Source organism: Prevotella pallens, assembly GCF_900454935.1.
Taxonomy (GTDB): Bacteria; Bacteroidota; Bacteroidia; order Bacteroidales; family Bacteroidaceae; genus Prevotella; species Prevotella pallens.
Genome location: NZ_UGTP01000001.1, coordinates 1,717,872 through 1,740,744, shown reverse-complemented (window position 1 = coordinate 1,740,744; position 22,873 = coordinate 1,717,872). Strand labels below are relative to the sequence as shown.

Below are 22,873 nucleotides of genomic sequence, written 5' to 3'. Positions count from 1 at the left end.
TTCTTCTTATTTTTTATTGGCAAAGAACACACCAATTAGAATTAATACACTACCAATACCAGCTTCTATCGTCATTTTCTCTCCTAAGAAGATAGCACTGATAATAACAGTGCAAATAGGACTAAAATAATTGTAGTTGGCTATTTTAACAGCGCCAACTTTTTCTGTTACATAGCTCCATCCACCAAATCCGAAGAACGATGCAATTAAACCAAGAAAAAGAAGATTACAAGTAACAGGCATATCGGTAAGGAAGTTTTGTATAGGATATTGCCATGGAGAATAAATAAACAATGGTAAACTTGTTAGTGCACCATAGAAAAACATTTTTCGTGTAATAAATGCTGCGCCATATTTTAAACCTAGTGGGCGAAGTAGTAAACAATAAGCACCGAAACATGCTGTTGAAAGTAGTGCTAAAGCATCGCCTAATACACGATTGGTTACATTCGCACTTTCGTTATTTCCGCCAAATATGATAAACGAGACACCTATTATTGCAATGAGCGACCCTATTGCAAGCGATTTTGTTAGCTTCTCTTTACAGAAGAGTATTGCCAAAAACATTGTAAACAATGGCGATGTACAAATTATAAAGCTAATATCATTGACACTACCCACCTGAACTGCGAAATTCTCAGGTATAAAATAGAGCGAACCTCCTAAAAGTCCACATAACAGCATAAGCAATTCGTCCTTGATATTGTTAGACCACAATCTTTTATACGATAGAGTCCACATTGCAAGGTAAGCAATAATGTAGCGTGCTAAAAAAACTTCGTCAGGACGCATACCACCTTGTATAACAACTTTGGTATTTACAAGTGTTGCACCCCAAATACTTACAATTAAAATAGCAATGAGATGATAGAATACTGTTCTATTTTTTTTCTCTGTAACACTGTTAGGCATAAAACTGTTTATGTATGATTTAAAGTAGGGCAAAGTTAAATATTTTTAGATTATAAACAAAATTTTGAGCTTTTAAATCTTGTTGAAACTTGAAATTTATGCGTTTTTTATGTAATATTTAACATTTTCACATTGCGTTAGTATTCTTTATGCCTCATTCTTGAAATCAGTTTAAATATCTATTTCTCAATATAAATTTGCCGCATTGTTTTTGCAGTCTTACACAAATCCTGTATAACTTCTCCACCAATAATTAATCCAGCTGTAGCAGGAACCCACGCATTCGATGCAGGTGTAGAGCGTTTTTTATGTGCTATGGTTTCTGTATTTGTATTATTAGAATAATCTTTATCTCTTTCTGGGTATAAAGAAGTTAATGGTTCTTCGGGACTGTAAACCACTTTTATGTTGCGAACATTTGATTTACGAAGTTTTTTTCTTAAAATTTTTGCTAATGGGTCGTTTATTGTCTTAAAAAGATCGGTTATTTCAAATCTTGTTGCATCTAATTTAAATGCAGCTCCCATACTACTAATTATTGGTATTTTTAAGTTGTAGCAGCGAGTTATAATATCAATCTTTGCCACAACTGTGTCTATACAATCAACCACATAGTTATAATTTTTAAAGTTGAATTTATCAGCAACTTCGGGAAGGTAGAAAGTTTGAAACTTTCTAACTGTGCACATTGGGTTTATATCTAAAATACGTTCTTCTGCAACATCTACTTTTGCTCTACCAAGTGAAGAATGTGTTGCAATAATCTGACGATTTATATTTGATAACCCAACATGGTCATCGTCTACAATTCCAATTGTACCAACACCACTACGAGCTAAAACTTCTACAACATATCCTCCAACGCCACCAACACCAAAAACTAAAACACTACTGTTTTTTAGAGTTTCCATTGCATTATTACCCAACAGTAGTTCTGTTCTCGAAAATTGTTCTTCCATAACTTTAAAATCCTTTACGGGTGCAAAGTTAAAATAACATTCTTATAAAATGGCAGAGTTTCTGTTTTTATGTTAGCTTTTTTCTTTACCTTTGCAAATAGTGTGCAAAGTTGTACATTGTTATAAAAGCAAATTTAAAATGCAAGAACCTAATATTAAAAAGAGAGTATCACCTTGGGCTTGGGTATCTACGCTTTATTTTGCAGAGGGATTACCTAATGCAGCGGTTGTTTTGGTATCGTTAGTTTTCTATCAAGAAATGGGATTGTCCGATGCTGAAGCTACTTTTTATACCTCGTGGTTTTATCTTCCTTGGGTAATAAAACCATTGTGGAGTCCATTTCTCGATCTTATTAAAACAAAACGGTGGTGGGTATTGTCGATGCAAATGCTACTTGGTGCAGCTTTTGCAGGAGTAGCCTTTACAATTAATACATCTTTTTGGTTGCAAGGCACTATTTGTTTTTTCTGGCTATTAGCAATTTCTAGCGCAACACACGATGTTGGTGCAGATGGTTTTTATATGTTAGGTCTTGAATCTCACGAACAAGCATTCTTTGTTGGTATTCGTTCAACGTTTTATCGTATTTCAATGGTTGTTGGTAAAGGAGGATTGGTTGCTCTTGCTGGATTGTTGCAAGAATATATGAAAGTGCAACTCTCGTGGTCGTTAGTGTTCTATGGATTATCTGCTTTGTTTATAGGTCTAAGCCTTTATCATAAATGTATATTGCCAAAACCTATTACAGATGTAGAACATACACAATTGTCTGTATCAACACTCTTCAAAGAGTTTTTAGATACGTTTGTAAGTTTCTTTCGAAAAAAAGAAGTCTTTGTAGCAATAGCTTTTATGCTTTTATTTCGTTTGCCTGAAGCATTACTAAATACAGTTGGACCATTATTTCTTAGAGCAACATCTGAAAAAGGAGGATTAGCACTCTCTTTAGAAGCATTTGGAGTAGTAAATGGAGTAGTTGGAGTAGTTGGACTACTTCTTGGAGGAATATTAGGTGGACTAGTTGCAAGTAAGGGAGGGTTAAAAAAGTGGCTTTGGCCAATGACTTTTGCTATTACTTTACCCAATATTGCTTACGTATACCTTGGTTATGCAATGCCTTCTACTCTCTTTGCTGTTGGTGTAGCAATCTTTGTAGAAAACTTTGGTTATGGTTTTGGCTTTAGTGCTTATATGCTTTTTATGTTATATTTTAGTCAGGGAGAACATAAAACAAGCCATTATGCACTTTGTACAGGATTTATGGCACTATCTATGATGCTTCCCGGATTATTTGCAGGAGCTTTGGCAGAGGCTGTAGGTTATAGCCTTTTCTTTGTTCTAGTTATGGTGGCATGTATATTTCCATTTATTGTGGCATCATTGCTGAAAATAGACCCTAAGTTTGGAAAAAAAGATATATAATATTCTATCATTTTTCTCGAAGATAATTATAGAATAATTCTATAAGACGGGGTAGGGCATAACGTTCTATCTCGTTTTCTTTTATCCATATATAATCGGTAGGTAGCATTGGAAAATTGTTTGTTTCTAACAAATAGAAATCAGCATAGATTATTTGATGTGTAAGTATATGTTTTACATTACTTTTTATTAATATCGCATTTTTAATATCGTTTTCCAACGATTCTTTTACAGGAAATTCCCATAAACCTTGCCAAATATCACCTTTACCACGACGACGGATAGCCGTTTTTCCTTTACATCTAATATAAATATAGGAGAAATGTCGTTCACGTTGTTTTGTTTTCTTTGTTTTTATAGGAAGACTTGATACCTTATTATTGTTTGCTGCAAAACAGTTTTCTATCAACGGACATACTTTACAATTAGGTAAAGTTGGAGTACATTGCATTGCTCCAAAGTCCATTATTCCTTGATTGTAAGCTGCAGGAGCATTTTTTGGTAAATTATCTTGTGCAATTGCTTTAAAAATCTTTTTTCCTTGAGTAGAATCAATCGGTATTTCAATACCAAAAAAACGAGCGAGTACACGGTAAACATTACCATCTACAACAGCAACAGGTCCCGCGAATGCTATAGAATATACTGCAGCAGCAATATATTCGCCAATTCCTTTTAATTGAATTAATTCATTATACGTTTGAGGGAAATATCCCAAGTCTACTATTTGTTGTGCGGCTTTATGTAAATTTCGTGCTCGCGAATAGTATCCTAATCCTTGCCATTCTCGTAAAACCTCATCTTCTGTAGCATTTGCTAAGCTTTGAACGTTAGGCCATCGTTTAATAAATCGTTCCCAATAAGCAGTACCTTGTGCTATTTTTGTCTGCTGCATAATAACTTCGCTTAGCCAAATAGCGTATGGATCTGTTGTTTGTCGCCATGGAAGTTCCCGTCCATTTATTGCATACCAATTTAAAATAATATTACTAAAGTTCATAATGCAAAGATACTCAAAATATAAAAAGAAAGTATTATTTTTCTATTATACATTTTCTTTTTTATTTTTAAAAGGTGATAATCTAAAGAATAATACTATTTTGTAGTTTTTTTTAGTAATGAAATAACAGTATTCGTCTAAAAAGGTAAGAAATGATACTTCGCAATACGAAGTAAGAGTTCTTTTTGCAACTATTTAATGATTTGTCTTTCTAATGGTTCTATATTTATGGTAAAATTGTATTTATGTATGGCTTTCTTTTATAAAGATATACGGACTTTTATCAACTATTTCATTAGAAAATAGCCGATATATATATTCGGAATTTGGATATTTTGGTTTTATTCTCTTGATATTTAATGATTTAGAATATAATAAATGTCAAATATAGAGTTTTACTTAATGTTGCGAATTGTATTATAAAATTTATCTATAAATATAATTCGCAGATTATAAAGATTGCATTCTCTATCTATAAAATTGATGTTAGCTAATAATCTAGTTGAATTAAGGTTTTTTTTTCTAAAATTATTATTTACTTCCTATTCTATTTTGTATCTTTGCAAAACGAATAGAAATAGTAGACAACTATGGTTGGTACAAAAGAAATTAAGACTGCATTAATCTCCGTATTCCACAAAGATGGTTTGGAAGATATTTTAAAGAAGCTGAACGAAGAAGGAGTGAAGTTTCTTAGTACAGGTGGTACACAACAATTTATAGAATCTTTAGGCTACGAGTGTCAGAAAGTAGAAGATTTAACAACTTATCCATCTATTTTAGGTGGACGTGTAAAAACATTGCATCCCAAAGTTTTTGGAGGAATCTTAGCACGTCGCGATTTGGAGAATGATAAGAAAGAAATGGTTAAATATGAAATTCCTGAGATTGATTTAGTAATTGTTGATTTGTATCCATTTGAACAAACAGTCGCAAGTGGTGCTAATGAGGCTGATATTATAGAAAAGATAGATATTGGTGGAATTTCTTTAATTCGAGCAGGTGCTAAGAATTTTAACGATGTTGTTATTGTTCCGAGCAAAGCAGAGTATCCAGTTTTGTTGCAACTATTAAATAAACAAGGCGCTAAAACTGGTCTTGAAGATAGAAGAATGTTTGCAGAACGTGCTTTTGGTATAAGTAATCAATACGATAAAGCAATACATAATTGGTTTGCAAAGTGATAGATATATCCTTTTGCAATTCTGTTAGTTCTTACAAATAGAGTTTATATAGTTATAGAATAATAAACGATAATAGGGCTTGCCCAATTATCACACATATATCAAATATTTTAGAATGGGATTTTTTTCATTTATCCAGGAAATAGCAATGGACCTGGGAACTGCAAATACTATAATTATCAGTGATGATAAGATAGTTGTTGATGAACCTTCTGTAGTTGCACTTGATCGTCGTACAGATAAAATGATTGCCGTCGGTAATGATGCTAAAATGATGTACGAAAAAGAACACCCTAATATTCACACAATTCGTCCACTTCGCGATGGTGTTATTGCTAATTTTACAGCATGTGAGCAAATGATGAGGGGACTTATTAAAATGGTGCATAGTGGTAATCATTTGTTTTCGCCATCTTTGCGTATGGTTATCGGAGTTCCTTCAGGATCTACTGAAGTTGAATTGCGTGCGGTTCGCGATTCTGCGGAACACGCTGGTGGTCGTGATGTATATCTTGTATTTGAACCAATGGCAGCTGCTCTTGGAATGGGTCTTGATGTAGAAGCACCAGAAGGAAATATGATAGTAGATATAGGTGGTGGAAGTACAGAAATTGCTGTAATCTCATTAGGCGGTATTGTTTGTAATAATTCTATTCGTGTTGCAGGCGATGATTTAACAGCCGATATTCAGGAATATATGAGTCGCCAGCACAATGTTCGTGTTAGCGAACGTATGGCAGAACGAATTAAAGTGCATGTTGGTTCAGCATTAACAGACTTAGGTGATGAAGCTCCAGAAGATTATATTGTACATGGACCAAACAGAATAACAGCATTACCAATGGAAGTTCCTGTTTGTTATCAGGAAATAGCACACTGTTTAGATAAAACGGTGGCAAAGATAGAGAATGCTGTTCTTTCAGCTATGGAAAATACACCACCAGAATTATATGCCGATATAGTAAAAAATGGTATTTATTTAAGTGGTGGAGGAGCTTTGTTACGTGGAATAGATAAGCGTTTGGCTGATAAAATAAATATTCCATTCCATGTAGCTGAAGATCCATTACACAGCGTAGCTAAAGGAGCTGGTATTGCATTGAATAATGTAGACCGTTTCTCTTTTTTAATGCGATAATTGAGATAGATAAAACTGCTATTGAAGAGATGTATTAGAAAAAATCTCTTCAATGGTTAGTTTCATTTGTTGATAAAATAAAAGAATGAATAACCTCACTGAATTTCTTGCTAAATATAAGCATTGGTTTCTTTTTGTTTTGTTGGAAATAACCAGTTTGGTACTTTTATTTCGCTTCAATAATTATCAAGGAAGCGTATGGTTTACGTCTGCTAATATTATGGCAGGGAAGGTCTATGAACTGAGTTCTTCAATAACATCGTATCTTTCGATGGGTAAAGCTAATAAAGAATTAACAGAAAGAAATATACTTTTAGAACATCAAATAAAAGAACTTTCTGATAAGCTTTATGAGAAGACTCGTGATCCGAAGTTTGCACAAAAAGGACAATATAGATTTCTTTCTAATTTTAAGTTAGTAGCCGCAAAGGTTGTTTCCAATTCTCTTGATAAAGACGAAAACTTTATAACAATAGATAAAGGTTCGTGGGATGGAGTTCGAAAAGATATGGGCGTAGCTTGTGGAAATGGTGTTGTTGGTGTGGTGTATTTAGTTGGAACACATTATTCTATAGTATTACCAATCTTAAATTCAAAATCGAACATTAGTTGTTCTATAGAAGGCAGGAATTATTTTGGTTATTTAAGATGGACTGGCGGTGCTAAAGATATTGCTTATTTAGACGATATTCCACGTCATGCAAAATTTAAATTAGGCGATAGAATAATTACGAGTGGGTATTCAGCAATCTTCCCTGCAGGAATTTTAGTTGGCAAGATAAAACACGTTTATAATTCAGAAGATGGACTTTCGTTCCGTTTAGCTGTTCAATTATCAACTGATTTTGGTAATTTGCGTGATGTATGTGTTATTGACGATGCAGCTGTGAGAGAAAAGAAAAAAGTAATGAATGCTGCAACCGATTCAATAAAACATTTAGATACTGATTATTCTGAGACTAATTGAACACGGTGAACTATTGCGTGTTTAATACAAGGAAAGAATGTTATTAAATAGACCAGAAAATATATAGTATACGACTAAGAAATGAATATAGATTTTTTCAGAACATTAGGTTGGTTTCTTATATTAGTACTTGTACAAGTATTTGTGCTAAACTATATTCATTTGTTTGGTTTTGCAACTCCCTTACCTTATATATACTTTGTTCTGTTGTTTAGAAGGAACTGTCCTCAATGGATAATAATTCTGTGGGGATTTATAATGGGATTACTTATAGATACCTTTTCCAATACTCCTGGAGTTTCTTCTAGTTCCTTAACTTTAATAGCAGCATTACAACCATATATATTGCGTGCATTCGTATCGCATGATAATGCAGACGACTTGCTACCTGGTATAACCATACTTGGTTTTGGGCGATATGTATGGTATAGTTTGATATTAACATTCATCTATTGTCTCGTATTCTTTACTTTAGATATGTTTAGTTTCTTTAATTTCTTAGTTTGGTTACAGTGTGTTATAGGGAGTACCATTCTAACATTGTTTTTTATTTTAGTAATCGAACATGTAAGGAGTAGAGCATGATTAACTATGATTTAGAGAAACGCCGTTTTATTCTTAGTGGAGTTGCTATTGCTATCATCACTGTTTATTTGGTGCGATTATTTGCACTCCAAATAGCAAGTGATGATTATCGTAAACGTGCCGATTCAAATGCATTCTTAAAAAAGATAGAGTTCCCCTCTCGTGGTATTATTACAGATAGAAAGGGAAAACTACTCGTCTATAATCAACCTGCATACGATATAATGGTGGTTATGAATGAGGAAAAAGGTCATCTTGATACCTTAGAATTTTGTAGAGCCTTGAATATTACGAAGGAATTCTTTGTTCAGCGTATGAATGATATAAAAGATAGAACAAAGAATCCTGGTTATTCTCGTTTCACCCAACAACTTTTTATGAGTCAATTAAGCGATAAAGAGTTTAGTTCTTTCCAAGAGAAACTTTATCGTTTTCCTGGTTTCTATATACAAAAACGAAGCATTCGTGAATATAGTGGAACTATTGCTGGGCATATTTTAGGCGATGTTGCCGAAGTAAGTCAAAGCGATATTGAAAATGACGATTATTATCAGCCAGGTGATTATATTGGTAAAATGGGTATTGAGCGTGAATACGAGAAAGAATTACGTGGACAAAAAGGGGTACAAATACTTCTTCGCGATGCTCATGGACGTATTAAAGGGAGATATAAAAATGGACAATACGACCAAAAACCACGACCTGGAAGTGATTTACAATTAGGAATTGATGCCGATTTACAAGCTCTTGGCGAGCGTTTAATGGAAGGAAAATTAGGAGCAGTTGTTGCTATCGAGCCAAAGACGGGGCAAATATTAGCAATGGTTTCTTCTCCTACATTCGATCCTCGTGAAATGATAGGGAAAATGCGAGGAAAAAATCAACAACGAATGACACTCGATCCTTCTAAACCTTTACTTAATAGAGCTATAATGGGACAATATCCTCCTGGTTCTACTTTTAAAACAAGTCAAGCAATTACTTATTTCAGCGAAGGAATTGTAAACGATTCTACTCGCTTTCCATGCCATCATGGCTTCTCTTTTCATGGTCTTCATGTAGGTTGTCATGCCCATGCTTCTCCTATATCAATAGTTCCAGCGTTAAGTACTTCTTGTAATGCTTATTTTTGTTGGGGATTATATTATATGCTTTCTAACCGAAAAAAGTATAAAACACTTGATGACGCAATGGATAGATGGCGCGATTATATGGTATCAATGGGCTTTGGTTATAAGTTAGGAATTGATTTGCCTGGAGAAAAACGTGGTCTTATTCCAAATGCAGAGTTTTATGATAATGCTTTTGGAAGATGGAATCCATTGTCCGTTATTTCAATTTCAATCGGTCAAGGAGAAATTAATTTAACTCCCTTACAAATAGCCAATCTTGGTGCTATTATAGCTAATCGTGGTTATTATTATGCACCCCATGTAGTTCGTAAAATTCAAGGAGTACAATTAAAACAAAAATATTTAAAGCGTCATAAAGTAATGGGAACACCACAAGCTTTTAACGAGGTTGTGGCTGGAATGGTTTCTTCTGCACATGGTGGAACTTGTGCTCATGCAGTACATCCTGGATATACATTGGCAGGAAAAACTGGAACTGCGCAAAATCGTGGTAAAGACCACTCTGTTTTTATGGGATTTGCTCCTGTAGAATCGCCTAAAATTGCCATTGCTGTTTATGTAGAAAACGGTGGTTTTGGTGCTGTTTATGGTGTTCCTATTGGTTCTTTAATGATGGAACAATATATAAATGGAAAATTAACACCCCATGATGAAGCTCAAGCAGTATCAATACAGAATAGACATATAAGTTATTCTTTTAAGCGGAAGATGACTCTTTCTGATTCGTTGCGATTAGATTCTATAAAACGTGTAACCCATATTAAAGATTCTTTGCGTCTTGTTCGTGAACGTCAAAACATTGAAGCAAAGCAACGCGCAAACCAGTTAAAGGCAGAACGTGATGCTAAAGAGAAAGAGAAAAGGCAGCAAATGTTGAACGACCCTATAATAAAGGACGATGAGGAGATAAGAATAAAAACAGAAAAAGAAGATAAGAACAAGGATAAGGATAGAGATCAAACGAACAGTGTAAAGAAGAAAGATAAGGAAAATCGTAGAACCGATGACAAAAAATAACGGTTTTAGAAAACTATAAAGATACAAGAATTGTGGCAGGTAATTATAAATCGAACAAACAATCAGGAGTTCTTCGTTCATTAGATTGGTGGACGATAGGTATTTATTTAGCATTACTTTCTTTTGGTTGGATAAGTGTCTGTGGTGCTAGTTATACATACGGCGATACAGATATATTGTCGTTATCATCGCGTTCTGGTATGCAAATTGTTTGGATAGGAACTTCTATTTGTCTTGGATTTGTTTTGTTAATGATGGACGACCGCATTTACGATACATTTGCTTATGTTATTTATGCGTTGTTGTTACTACTGTTATTTCTTACAATTTTTAATCCACATTCCATAAAAGGCTCACGTTCTTGGATTGTTTTAGGTCCATTACGGTTACAACCTGCCGAATTTGCTAAATTTGCAACCGCTTTAGCAATAGCAAAATTTATGTCGGCATACGGTTTTACCATCTCTAATTGGAAACATTTGGCAGCAGCTGCAGGTATAATTATCCTACCAATGTTGTGTATTGTAGGGCAACGTGAAACTGGTTCGGCACTTGTTTATCTATCGTTTTTCTTAATGTTTTATAGAGAAGGAATGCCCGGCTCGTTTCTTTTTACTGGCGTTGCAATGATTGTTTATTTCGTTGTAGGTGTGAAATACGATGATGTTATGTTGTGGGATACGCCAACATCTGTAGGAAAATTCTGTGTTTTGTTGCTTGTTCAGCTATTTAGTGCTGGTATGGTTTGGACGTATTTATACGATAAGGCGAAGGTACAAAAAATGTTGTTATTCTCTTTTGGTATTACTTTGCTATGTTTTTTATTCTCCGAATTTGTTATACCGTTCGATATAGTTTGGGTACAACTTGTAATTTCTGCTGCTTTAATTGGTTATTTGGTTTATAATGCGTTGAGTACACGCATTAGTCATTACTTTTTCATTGCTTTATTTGCTGTTGGATCTATTGCGTTCTTTTATTCTGCAAGCTATGTGTTAAACGATGTAATGCAACCACACCAACGTGTGCGAATTAATGTATTATTAGGATTAGACGAAGACCTTGCAGGAGCTGGTTATAATGTGCATCAAAGCGAAATTGCTATTGGTTCGGGCGGATTGCAAGGAAAAGGTTTTTTAAATGGTACACAAACTAAGCTGAATTTTGTGCCAGAGCAAGACACCGATTTTATATTTTGTACCGTAGGCGAAGAAGAAGGCTTCCTTGGTTCTGCTGCAGTTTTGTTGTTATTTTTGGCTTTAATTCTTCGATTAATGTACGTGGCAGAGCGGCAACCTTTTAAATTTGGGCGAGTTTATGGTTATTGTGTGGCAGGAATCTTCCTTTTCCATGTGTTTATTAATGTTGGAATGGTGCTCGGTTTGACTCCTGTTATTGGTATTCCGCTACCATTTTTTAGTTATGGAGGCTCTTCTTTATGGGGATTCACACTGCTTTTATTTATATTCTTGCGTATTGATGCAGGAAGAAACCTAATTAGACAATAATGCTAATATAAACTATTTTAAAGTAGTTGCATACAAATATTGCGACTGCTAAATATTCCATTGTTAAAGTAGGAAACAAAATAGCAATGTAATATTTAGATACAATGAAAGTATAAAGTGCTTTTGCCAAAAAATATAATTATAAAATCAAAATTTATAATTATATTTTTTTAATTCATAATTATTCTTTTGATAAAATGTAATTGCTTTTTTCTAAAACATTTTTCTCATTTGTTTGAAGGTTGAGAAATATTCCTCTTCTCTTTAGTTTTTCATTTCTCTTTACTGTTTGTTTTCTTCCGGTTCTTATATCTATCCATCATAGCATTTCTCCATTCTTCGCTTGGACATTGCTTAATTAAGTGAAGATAATTAACCTCGTTTTCATATTTAACCATTGATTCTACCAATCGTAAAAGCGCCCATTGAAGGTCGTAAAATGCTGATTCGGGGAATATACGAACTAAAACCAACGCTTCTTCGTACGAAAGAGGCAATGTGATATTCTCAAGAAGCTCATCGTAGAGATTAATTAACTTGTCAATAGACTCATCGTCTGAGAGCGATTCATTGGGCATTCTTCCAAGTTCTGTTAAATAAACAAATTCCTGTCTCATATCGTAATTGTTTTTAATTATAATGTTTCTACTATTCTTTTTTAGTTTACAACAAACACATATACGTTTTCTTAAAATGGTATGTGTTTTTTGTTTTATAGCCTTTTGTTTTTAAGAGAGTAGGGTATAATAATGCTTAGTATTTATGGAAAGAGGTACTTCTTTTTATGGGAAGTACCTCTAATGTTATAGGGTGTAATCTATCGTAATTTAATATCCATTATTTGTTAATGAACTTCTTTCCATTCTGAATTACTACACCTTTATAGTTTTTATCTACACGCTGACCAGCGAGATTGTATATTGGTGCATTCTCGTTTTTAGCCACTTCTATGTTTTCTATAGCATTTGGAACATTCTTCTTAATGCTTATAATATTAATAGAAGGTGTACCTTTGTAAACAGAAGCAACAATACCTACAACATCATAATCGTCAGAATTTGCAAATTCTGCCATATTATCGAATTCAGAAAGATGGAAACCGTTGTAAAGTTGAACTTTCTTTTCGCCCTCTACAACATAATATTTTTTAGAATCTTCTGTTGTAATCTTCACTTTTTCTAATTTCACTAAGTCGCACAAATTTTCTGAAGCAGTTGCAGGTGTTATAACTTTTGGTTCTGCAGCAGCGCCATCTACGTGGTTAAGCTTATTAATATTTGTTACACCATCTATTTCAATCAATTCAGGAATAGCATTATATTCTTTGTACTGACCAGCAATTTCTCCGTTAAGATCTTCGTTAGTTTTCAAACCTAAAGAGTGTTTGTATAGAAGAATAGCACCAGAATTGTCGCGAACATATACACTTGTGTTACCGTTATTAGAAGTCCATGTGTAAAGAACCTTTGCAGCATTGAGTTTTAATATGCCATATTGATCTTTTCCAAGAGCTTTAAATTCGGCAATAGAGTTAGCAACAGCAAGTTCTTCTTTCGTAAAAGTTTTTTCTGCAACAGAACTTTCTTTACCATCTTTTACAGCAATAGCTTTTACAGTTGTAGTAGCTGTAAGTTCAAATGGAGCACTATATAAATTAGATGTAGTTGTAGGAACACTGTTATCTGTTGTATAGTAAATTTTAGCACCTTCAGCCGCATTTATAGTAACGGTTGTTTTGTTTATAAAAGGAGTTGTACCATCTATTGTAGGAGCACTAACAGTTACGGGATTAGAACTTCCACCAATGGTTATAACAATTTTACTTGCTCTAACCTGATATTTCGCAGCAAATTGAACAGAAGTTGCATTACCAACCCATGTTCCTTCTTTTTTATCTTCTGTAAAGGTGTAACCTTCTGTGCCATCAAAGCCATTACTTCCGTATTTCCCCTTTTTATCAATATCGCAGGTGAATTCTATTTTTGTGATATTTCCTGCAGTTGATGTAATGGTTGTTGTAGAATTTTGGTAGAAACGATAGTGTTTGTTGCCATTTGCATTGAAAGCAGCATCTGTAGACTCAATAGTAATTCCATCTTTTGTCATTTTGTCTGGTGAATCATTTGCACTAGATTCTCCTTTTGTTTCGTTTGGAACGAATGTTACCACAGTTTGTGCATTAGCTATCATACCAATCATAGCCAATGCTGTAACACATACATTACGTAAAATTTTGTTCATAATTAAGTTCGTTTTTTTATTATTAATACGTTGATTTGTTATTGTTTGTTTTATTAAAAAACTCAGGTGCTTTATGTGTATAATTCTATTTACTTCATCAATTTTTTTCCACCTTTTATATATATTCCCTTTGGCAATTCAGTTTCATTTGTACCCATATATCGCCCATCGAGCGTATAAATTCTCTCATAAGTAGGATTGTCATTTTTAGAAACTGTGCTAATACCTGTAGGATTTGGCTTCTTAAGATAGTCGAAAGTAATGGTTTGTTCGTTTGTATCTTCCTTTATATTATATAGAGGTTTCTTTAACGTACTTAAATTTAGTTGTACTTCCATTAATTCTGTAACATTATGTGTACCAGGAAAAGGGTCGCTAGCATGGCTTTCTTTATATCTTTTTTGTTCTTCGTCTGTAATTGCTGTATAACTAGAATATAATATACCATCGGCAGGAACAATAGTCATACCCGGTTTTCCTGGAATATCGTTCACGCGGTCGTACATATTCACCTTATTTTTACCATAGTTTATACGATAAACAAGCATACCATGCCCTAATTTGGCAATACCAGTGTGCCAACCTTTCTTCTGAATGTTGTGCACAATAAGATATTCATCGCTATTATCGCTCTCTATTTTCCATGCATCGTCGGGTTGTAATGTAACGTTTATCGTGCTATCTTTTAGTGTTTTTAATGAAGTCCAGCCCATAACTTCCTTTTCCCATGGAGTATAAGGAGTAGGTGAGTAGCCATTATTTGTATATTCTCCACCGTCCATTAAATCCCAATATTCCATTCCTTGATTATCAATTTGTGCTTCTGCAGTAAGAGGATAGAAATCTGGTAAGCCCATTGTATGCGAAAATTCGTGGCAGAAAAGACCAATACCATTAATCATTTTCACAACTTTTCCATCTTTTGTCGGAGAAGTCCTGTTCGCATTCAATTCATTACTAACACCGTAGCGACCAATTGTATATCCGTCAATATTAATTCCTCCATACGAGAACGACGATTTAGGCCAAATATCTGTAGATTTATTTCCACCCATAGATTGCGCATAACCAGCATAAATAACATAAACCAAGTCTATAATTTTATCGCTATTGCTATCGTAATCTTTAAAATCAATATTACCGTTTACAGCTTCGCAGGCATCTTTTATTAATTCCATTATGTTTACATCGTGCGATGCTCCTGCATCTTTGCCATAATAAGCTAACGGTTTTGGCATTCTGTACGGACCAACTAACCCAAATTTTGGAGTAAATTTCCCATTACTCATGTCTTTGAAATATTGTCCAACGCTACCGTAGTTTAATTCTTCTTTCGTTCCAAAGGAAACAGGCTTACCTTCGCCATTAAGATATTGCTCGAAACTAGCTTTAGGGTCTTTCACTGTAAATGGATTGTCTTCGAAGTCTACCAAGATAGTTAATACTTTTGGGCTACCTTCGTGTGGAAAATAAGGAATAGAAGCCTGACCTATACCAATTGCACGCCGGATAGTTGCTATTTTCTGAGTTGCATTCTTAAAGAATAAAACTTTTTTCTGTGTTTTGGCTATCTTTATTTCAGCCGAAGTTCGAGTTTCTTCGTTGTGTGCCAATAAGTTTGTTGCTTCTAAAGTTCCGTTAGATGTAACCTTTGCTACATAATAGCCTTTATTTTTCTTAGTAACCAATACACCATCGAGCGTAGAAATCCAACTAAAATGTTCGTCTCCATGTAAAATCAACGTAATTTTTGTACCATCGGGCTGAATTATAGTAAATGGAGTTGGGTCAGCTTTAGCTGCTTTTATTGTGATTGTTATAACAATCAAATAGAAAGTGAATAATAGTCTTTTCATTTTTATATCTTAGTTCTTATTATTTCAGTTATATTATTAATAGAAAAATATAGTCTGTTTCATTTCACATATACATTTATCTCTCTCTTCTTCCAAAAAAATACTGTCCTTTATGTTTTGTTCGGTTACCATATTCAATAGCGTGGCTTGGACAATGATGATAACATGAAAAACAAGTTAAGCATTTTTTATTATTCTTCCATATTGGTGTCTTTCCTTTCCCACCATCAATATCTTCTACAGGACAAACTTTCGCACATATTCCACAACGAATACATTTTTTGCTTTCCACTTTGAAAGGTTTATCTGTAATAAGAAAACGAGTAAAGAAACTTCCTACTGGTCCTGAAAAGAAATCGGGTATCGGACCACGTTTCAAATTCTTCCAACCTAAAGGAAGATTGTTTTGGCTAAAATCTCTTCTATCGACAATTGATGCGAAACGGTCAATAACTTTTTCGGCAGATTTTATCTTCTTCAATTCCTTTTCAGGTTTATCTACATTCATACCAGGCAATCCAACATACGATTCTGGCATTATTACCGCTTCAACAGCATTTAATTCTAATGTAGTTTCAGTTTTCACCTCTTTTAGTTCGCTTACAAAACGCTCCATAGTACGGCCAATAGAATCGCCAGCTGTTAGCAAACAAAAGGTATAATGGCTATTTTTATTCTGAAAATCGCCCTCCTTAAACTCAAGAGTCTGCATAAAATCAGATACAATGCGAGGTACTCTCCAACCATGAACAGGAAAAACGAAACCAACAATCTCGTCTTTTTCTAAAACAAATTCAGTATCAGTTTCAGTAAGTTCACTTATAGAAACAATACGTTCGTTGAGATGCTTTCCTAACAATGTTGCAGCCCAATGACTATTCCCAGTACCTGAAAAATAGAATATCATAGTGCAAAAATACTTAAAATTACTGAAAACGCAAAGTCTTACGGCTCTTTTCATCTAAAACGACCCTTTATTTCTTGTTAGATTTTGTTTTAGTGTTAAGCAAACCAGTAAACTCTATTGTAAAGGCGTAACGGTTTGCGTAAAGTTATAAAGTATATCAAGATAACTGGCAAGAAAATGAAGAAAGATAGTAGCTAAGATTATAAGTAAAATATAATGATATTAGGTATAATATCCCAATTTGGTATTAAAAAGAAATAGAGTAGTAAATTGTTAATAATCAATACTCTATAATTGTGAAGGAAAATATAATAAGAAAATAGAAAAATATAATAAGAAACTAAGCGATTTATAATTACAAAATTAAAAATCATAATTAATTTTTCAGGAACTGCTAATATACTTTCGAAAGAGGTATAGCGAATAAGCAATGAGTTAATGAGTTGAAATATTATGAAAAAGGAGCATAATTTTTCATAACTCTCTTAGCAAAATGGAAAGTTTTTTTAAAAAAACTGCATTTAAAGTATTGTGGTTTGCAATTATTTATTTAAATTTGCAACCACTGAAGAAATATAATCTCAGATTTTAATACTAAGTTTCATTTAAATATTACACAAACATGAAAAAAACTCTAACGAGCCTGCTTCTTTTGTTGTTGTTTACACCAGTTTTGTGGGCAGCACCAGTGAAGTTAAGCACAGCAAGCCAGACTGCTAAAAGGTTTTTACAGCAGTATGGTAAGCAATTAAAAGGAACAAATGCTGCCTATGCTCCGAGAATGAATGTACAAAGTGCTAATGCAACAGCACCTTATTATGTATTTAATGCTCAAGATGGAAAAGGATTTGTTATAGTATCGGGCGATGATCGTACTTCTGAAATCCTAGGTTATAGTACAACAACAAGCTTCGACATAAACAATTTGTCTGAAAATATGCGAAGCTTTATGGACGGAATGGCAAAAGAAATCAGCCTATTAGATAAATATAATGTAAAAAAGGCTGCGAAAGCTCCTAGTAAAATGGAAGCAAGAACTCCAATTGCTCCAATAGTAGGATCGTTATGGAACCAAGATTCTCCTTATAACGATTTATGTCCTGATGATCCATATAGCACATCTGGCGAAAAACTTGTAACAGGTTGTGTTGCTACAGCTATGGCTCAAGCAATGTTTAAATATAAATGGCCAAGCGAAGTAATGAGCACAATGAGCCCTTATAAATGTAATGTTCACGAAAACCTTGCAAGATTGGGTCAGAGTAAATATAAAACAATCTCTGTAGACGGTGTTGCTGCCGGAACTAAAATAGATTGGGACAATATAGAAGCAACATATAGTGCAAATACATCAACAGAAAAAAGAAAAGCTGTTGCTGAACTTATGTCGTATGTTGGTCGTTCTGTTAAAATGGAATACGATAGAGCTATAAATGGTGGCTCTGGTACTACAAACTTTACTATTGCTCCAGCTCTAAATAAGTATTTCAATTACAATGCTTCTTGCATTATGCGCGAAGATTATAATTTAGCAGACTTTGAAACAAGAATTTATAATGAAATAGCAGCAGGACGTCCTGTAATATTCTGTGGTCAATCTACTGGAGGTGGACACTGTTTTGTACTCGATGGATATGATGGAAAAGGATATTTCCATGTAAACTGGGGTTGGGGTGGCTCATCTAACGGATATTTTAAAGTAGCTATTCTTAATCCAGAAAGTACAGCTGGTATTGGAGCAAGTTCAACTTCTGACGGTTATGGTATGGGACAAAGTGCAATTGTGGATCTTTCTCCTAATACATCAGGTAACCCTATTACTTTAATGTTACAACCAGACATTACTGGCGTGTCAAAATATCAAAATACAGTTTCATATACATTATCTAACTTTAATAATGAGTCAGTTGCTGTTCAAACTGGTTTAGGTAAAATAGAAGATAATGGAAATGTTACTCCAATTTCTGCGCTATCTACAATGACTGTAGAATCTGGTTATTTAAGAAGAAATACTGTTCAGGTAACAGGACTAAATACTGCAGGTGTATATAAAGTAACTCCTATTCAACGTCCAAAAGATACTAATGGCAGATGGCTGTACGATCCTTATGTTTATGCTACAGTAACAGTTGATGCTACAGGTAAAACAACTGAACTAAGATATGAAAATTATGGTGATTTCACTAAGTTGAGAGCTTCAAATTTCTATGTAACATCAAGTGGTGTCGTTGGCAAAATGAATAATGTGAATGTTACTGTGAAAAATGTAGGCGATCACGAAGTTCATACTACAGTTTATTTGGTATACGAAACAACAAATGCAGCAGGAAAAGCTGGAAAGCAAGTTCATTCTCAAGCTCCTATTACAATTCCTGCAAATAGTAGTATAGAAATACCAATGGGCTTCTATGCAGATAAAGTTGGCGAGCATAATATTTCTCTTTGTGTAACCGAAGATTATCGCAATTATCAAGCACTTGGTACTGGTAAAATTAATGTTGTGAGCGCATCTACTGCACCAGAAAAATTAGCTTATTCATATACTTTGAACGGTGCTTCTGGTTCAACTATCTACGATAGTAGAATATCTGGTAGCGTTAAAATTACAAATAACGGAACTGGCGTATTCAGCGACAAACTTACAATAGCAAGAGTAAATTCTAGCGTAAATGCTGACCAAGCTTTTGGCACATCTAAAGACGTTTCTCTTCAACCAGGTGAATCAACTACAATCAATTTCTCATTCGATGACTGTGTACCTGGTCAGCATGTATTAGTTGTAACATACATGAATGGTCAAAAATTAGCAATTAAGTCTGGTTCATTTAAGTATACAACAGTAAAGAAAGGTATCGTTATGTATAATGGCGATGGTTCTAGACAAGGTTATGCTCCAGCTACTACCATAAAAATTCCAGAAACTGTAGCTGCAGTAGACTTACGTGGTAGTAATTTCACAGCTGTTGAAGGAAATAATAATCCAAATGTGCTATATTATGTAGATTCTGATAAGGCATCTACTACAGGTTTGCCAGCACAAAACGTGGTTGTAGATGGAAAAGCTGCGAAGGTTGTTCTTACCGATGGTAACGACTTCTATTGTCCTTCTGCATTTACTGCCGACCAAATTTCTTACACACGTAAATTCGACAAGGCTTCTGATGGAAAAACAAACTACGAAGCTATTTATGTTCCATTCAATCCAACAGCTATAACAGATGGAACTAAGAATTTAAAATGGCAAGTTAAAGATGGTGAAGCTAACGATTTCTATTTGATGCAGTTTGCTGGTTCTAATGCAGATAACTTGAATTTTGTTTATGCTAACGAAACATTCAATTGCAATGTTCCATATTTGATGGCTGTTCCACAAACTCTTGTAGGAAAAAATATCACTTTTAGCGCAAATAATGTTCAGGTTCTTGACAACGTTTCACGTTTCAGTGCTGTAAACAATAATAACTTTATATTTGCAGGTACTTCTGGTAAGACAACTTTAGGCGAAAATGGTTATGTTCTCTCTGCTGATGCTAAGTCATTCGAGCTAAAACCAGCTGCAACAGTTGATGCTTTCCGTGCATATATTATTGGACATGATGGTTTAAACAAACTTAATATCTTGTTTAATAACGATTTTGTAACTGGTATTAACGGCATCAATAACAACGAAACAGAAATAAAGACTGTTTACGACCTCCAAGGTCGCCGTCTTCCAGCTGAAGCTGCAACTAAGAAAGGTGTTTATATCATTAACGGCAAAAAAGTTGTAGTGAAATAATAGACGAAACTTCCCATATTATTGGGAACAATAAATAAAAAAATAAGGGGTTGTATTGAATATTTTAATACAATCCCTTTTTTGTAGCCGTAAAGACTACAGAAGTAACTAAGAAAATGAATAAACCATAAAACAAAATTTAATGAACAAAAGAAATATTGCAAATGAAAACATAGGATATCCGCATAAATAACTACATTTGCAGTTGTGTACTTTAGTTTAAAAACATATAACTTTACTGCATTATAAATAGGGTAAAAAGCAATTATGAATATTAGGGAAACTTTAGATGATATGTAAGAATAGTTTTCTGTTATAAAAATAATGCGTAACCTTATAGTACCTAAATAATGCAGAAAGTTAAAAAGATCAAGAAGTAAATTAAAAAAAACAGTTATAGTTAATTATGAGCTCAATACAATTCAATTACTTTGCAAATGAAAAGGGAGAGCAAATTATAAAACAAGAACTCTTAAATTGTTTTGGTTCTCTTTATATAAGGGAGTATTGGGAAAATAATAAAGAGCCCCTTGAATGTTCCATTGAAAATATATCTAACTTCACACCATTTGTAGGTAAAAGGCTATTGCTAACATCAATTAAAGAGAAAGAGCTTATAATAGAAGATGAAGACAGATTTGTAAGTAAGTATATTAGTCCTATTTTAGAGTACACTCCTTCAAAAAATAGAGATGAAAATATATATGTAGAAGGGCGTTTAGTCTATTTTGCAAGTAATGAGTTTCCTGAATTTAAAAGCAAAGTACAATCTTTATTCAGAAAACTCAAAAAACATTGTTGGAAAGATAAACATTGGAAAAGTTTATGGGTATTTGAAACTATTGGAGACGAGGCAACTGTTTTTATACCCAATAGGGTTGTTCTTCTGAAAAGAGATTGAACTGTTTAACTTTTAAGAAGTAAGTTTTACCACAATATTTGTAGAATAAAAGTAGAATTTGTTTTAAGATAGGTTGTTAATATAACCGATTGATTTATTTTTTAGTTGTAAAATAGGATAAGCTCACTTCTTCTGAAATATTATTCTTCAAAACGGGAAAATTTTAGAAGACAATAAGCTTCAGAAAGAAGACTATAAAATAAGTAAAACAGCAAAGAAAATAAGAGCCAAAATTCAAAACTACAACTTCGTAATTATAAGTCCTTGCAGTTTTAATTATAAATTAAAAAATAGTAATTATATTTTCGGTGAATTATAATTATATTTTTGGCGAATTATAATTATAACTTATTCTTAATAAACTTCTTCCTTTAGCGGTTTTATTTATTATGATAGAATATGCCATATAAATATAAGTTTAAAGTAATAGGTTTATTATTCCTTGCTCTCCCCATTTCTTGGTATTTTTCTTTATCACACTTATATAACAAAATCTTTTAGTACCTTTGCATTCGTAAAAAGATAGGATATGACAATAAAAGCTGCTTTTTTTGATATAGACGGTACACTTATATCGTTTAAAACCCACAAAGTTCCACAATCAACAATCAGTGCTTTAACAAAAGCAAAGCAAAATGGTATAAAAATATTTATATCAACAGGGCGACCAGTTGCGCTTATTAATAATATTAACGATATAAAACATTTAGTAGACGGATATATTACTTTTAATGGTGCCTACTGTTTTATGGGAAATCGTGAGTTTGTGCTTTCTCCTATTCCAGAAAGTGATGTACAAACAATGTTAGCCGATGCAGAAAAACGCAATTATTGTGTTGCTGTATGTGGAAAGAAAGAGGTGATAATACATAATTACAAAAAAGTTTTTACCGATGTATTTGTAAACGAATTAGGCGTGAACAATGTAGATGAAAATAAAACTATAGCCAATTTAAAAGGACAGCCAATATTGCAGATGACACCTTTCTTTACAGAAGACGAAGAAAAAGTAATAATGCCAGAGATTCCACATTGCGTTTCGGCACGTTGGCACCCTGCATTTACCGATATAACAGTAAAAGGAGCTAACAAAGGAAATGCTTTAATTACTGTAGCAAGGCAATTAGCGCTTGATATTAACGAATGTATTGCTTTCGGTGATGGAGGAAACGACCTTTCAATATTAAAAGCTGCAGGAATTGGTGTTGCTATGGGGAATGCAAATGATGATGTTAAGGCAGTTGCAAATTATGTTACAACATCAGTAGACGAAAATGGTATTTGGAATGCACTAAAACATTTCAATGCTATAAGAAACGAATAAGCGCAAAAGTTATTTTCGTTCTATAAACTATTTTCTTTGA

General features: G+C 33.6%; 17 protein-coding genes. 10 read left to right on the top strand and 7 right to left on the bottom strand.

What is annotated here, in order from left to right; genetic code table 11:
• Nucleotides 1-6: 6 nt before the first annotated feature.
• Nucleotides 7-912 carry a DMT family transporter gene (locus DX009_RS07390; RefSeq protein WP_115083545.1) on the bottom strand — a complete coding sequence of 302 codons (906 nt, stop codon included), beginning with the start codon at nt 910-912 and terminating at the stop codon, nt 7-9.
• Between the two features lie 179 nt (nt 913-1,091).
• Nucleotides 1,092-1,871 (bottom strand): tRNA threonylcarbamoyladenosine dehydratase, encoded by a 780-nt coding sequence (locus tag DX009_RS07385; RefSeq protein ID WP_006044465.1) that lies wholly within the window; start codon nt 1,869-1,871, stop codon nt 1,092-1,094.
• A 139-nt stretch (nt 1,872-2,010) separates the two neighbouring features.
• Between DX009_RS07385 and DX009_RS07380 the strand changes: the two genes are divergently transcribed.
• A complete protein-coding gene (locus DX009_RS07380; protein WP_115083544.1) occupies nt 2,011-3,294 on the top strand; it encodes an MFS transporter in 1,284 nt (427 codons plus the stop codon).
• Nucleotides 3,295-3,301: 7 nt separating this feature from the next.
• Here DX009_RS07380 and mutY read toward each other — a convergent pair whose 3' ends face one another.
• A complete protein-coding gene (mutY, locus tag DX009_RS07375; RefSeq protein WP_115083543.1) occupies nt 3,302-4,294 on the bottom strand; it encodes an A/G-specific adenine glycosylase in 993 nt (330 codons plus the stop codon).
• A 590-nt stretch (nt 4,295-4,884) separates the two neighbouring features.
• Here mutY and DX009_RS07370 point away from each other — a divergent pair.
• The 6 genes from DX009_RS07370 to rodA all read left to right on the top strand — a co-directional run bounded on the left by DX009_RS07370 (nt 4,885) and on the right by rodA (nt 11,826).
• Entirely contained in the window at nt 4,885-5,478 is a 594-nt protein-coding gene (locus DX009_RS07370) for a bifunctional phosphoribosylaminoimidazolecarboxamide formyltransferase/IMP cyclohydrolase PurH (protein ID WP_006044468.1), read from the top strand.
• Nucleotides 5,479-5,593: 115 nt separating this feature from the next.
• A complete protein-coding gene (locus DX009_RS07365; protein ID WP_115083542.1) occupies nt 5,594-6,616 on the top strand; it encodes a rod shape-determining protein in 1,023 nt (340 codons plus the stop codon).
• A gap of 85 nt (nt 6,617-6,701) precedes the next feature.
• The gene (gene mreC, locus DX009_RS07360) at nt 6,702-7,583 is read left to right on the top strand and encodes a rod shape-determining protein MreC (RefSeq protein ID WP_006044470.1); all 882 of its coding nucleotides are present in this window, start codon (nt 6,702-6,704) and stop codon (nt 7,581-7,583) included.
• Between the two features lie 81 nt (nt 7,584-7,664).
• Nucleotides 7,665-8,168 (top strand): rod shape-determining protein MreD, encoded by a 504-nt coding sequence (mreD, locus tag DX009_RS07355; RefSeq protein ID WP_006044471.1) that lies wholly within the window; start codon nt 7,665-7,667, stop codon nt 8,166-8,168.
• Nucleotides 8,165-10,318 (top strand): penicillin-binding protein 2, encoded by a 2,154-nt coding sequence (gene mrdA, locus DX009_RS07350; RefSeq protein ID WP_115083541.1) that lies wholly within the window; start codon nt 8,165-8,167, stop codon nt 10,316-10,318. The genes mreD and mrdA overlap by 4 nt, the downstream gene beginning before the upstream one ends.
• 32 nt (nt 10,319-10,350) lie before the next feature.
• Entirely contained in the window at nt 10,351-11,826 is a 1,476-nt protein-coding gene (gene rodA / locus DX009_RS07345) for a rod shape-determining protein RodA (RefSeq protein WP_006044473.1), read from the top strand.
• Between the two features lie 272 nt (nt 11,827-12,098).
• Here rodA and DX009_RS07340 read toward each other — a convergent pair whose 3' ends face one another.
• From DX009_RS07340 to DX009_RS07325, 4 genes are all read right to left on the bottom strand, one after another.
• Nucleotides 12,099-12,443: a hypothetical protein gene (locus tag DX009_RS07340; protein WP_115083540.1), complete on the bottom strand. Its 345-nt coding sequence runs from the start codon at nt 12,441-12,443 to the stop codon at nt 12,099-12,101.
• Nucleotides 12,444-12,663: 220 nt separating this feature from the next.
• The gene (locus DX009_RS07335) at nt 12,664-14,067 is read right to left on the bottom strand and encodes a chitobiase/beta-hexosaminidase C-terminal domain-containing protein (protein WP_115083539.1); all 1,404 of its coding nucleotides are present in this window, start codon (nt 14,065-14,067) and stop codon (nt 12,664-12,666) included.
• An 89-nt stretch (nt 14,068-14,156) separates the two neighbouring features.
• A complete protein-coding gene (locus DX009_RS07330) occupies nt 14,157-15,923 on the bottom strand; it encodes a M6 family metalloprotease domain-containing protein (RefSeq protein WP_115083538.1) in 1,767 nt (588 codons plus the stop codon).
• A 76-nt stretch (nt 15,924-15,999) separates the two neighbouring features.
• Nucleotides 16,000-16,830: an EFR1 family ferrodoxin gene (locus DX009_RS07325; RefSeq protein WP_115083537.1), complete on the bottom strand. Its 831-nt coding sequence runs from the start codon at nt 16,828-16,830 to the stop codon at nt 16,000-16,002.
• A gap of 622 nt (nt 16,831-17,452) precedes the next feature.
• On the opposite strand from DX009_RS07325, the gene DX009_RS07320 reads away from it, so the two are divergent.
• The 3 genes from DX009_RS07320 (at nt 17,453) to DX009_RS07310 (ending at nt 22,833) form a co-directional block, all read left to right on the top strand.
• Complete coding sequence (locus DX009_RS07320; protein ID WP_115083536.1) at nt 17,453-20,608, top strand: C10 family peptidase; 3,156 nt, start codon at nt 17,453-17,455, stop codon at nt 20,606-20,608.
• A 406-nt stretch (nt 20,609-21,014) separates the two neighbouring features.
• Nucleotides 21,015-21,509 (top strand): hypothetical protein, encoded by a 495-nt coding sequence (locus DX009_RS07315; protein WP_115083535.1) that lies wholly within the window; start codon nt 21,015-21,017, stop codon nt 21,507-21,509.
• Between the two features lie 529 nt (nt 21,510-22,038).
• A complete protein-coding gene (locus DX009_RS07310) occupies nt 22,039-22,833 on the top strand; it encodes a Cof-type HAD-IIB family hydrolase (RefSeq protein ID WP_115083534.1) in 795 nt (264 codons plus the stop codon).
• Nucleotides 22,834-22,873: the final 40 nt, after the last annotated feature.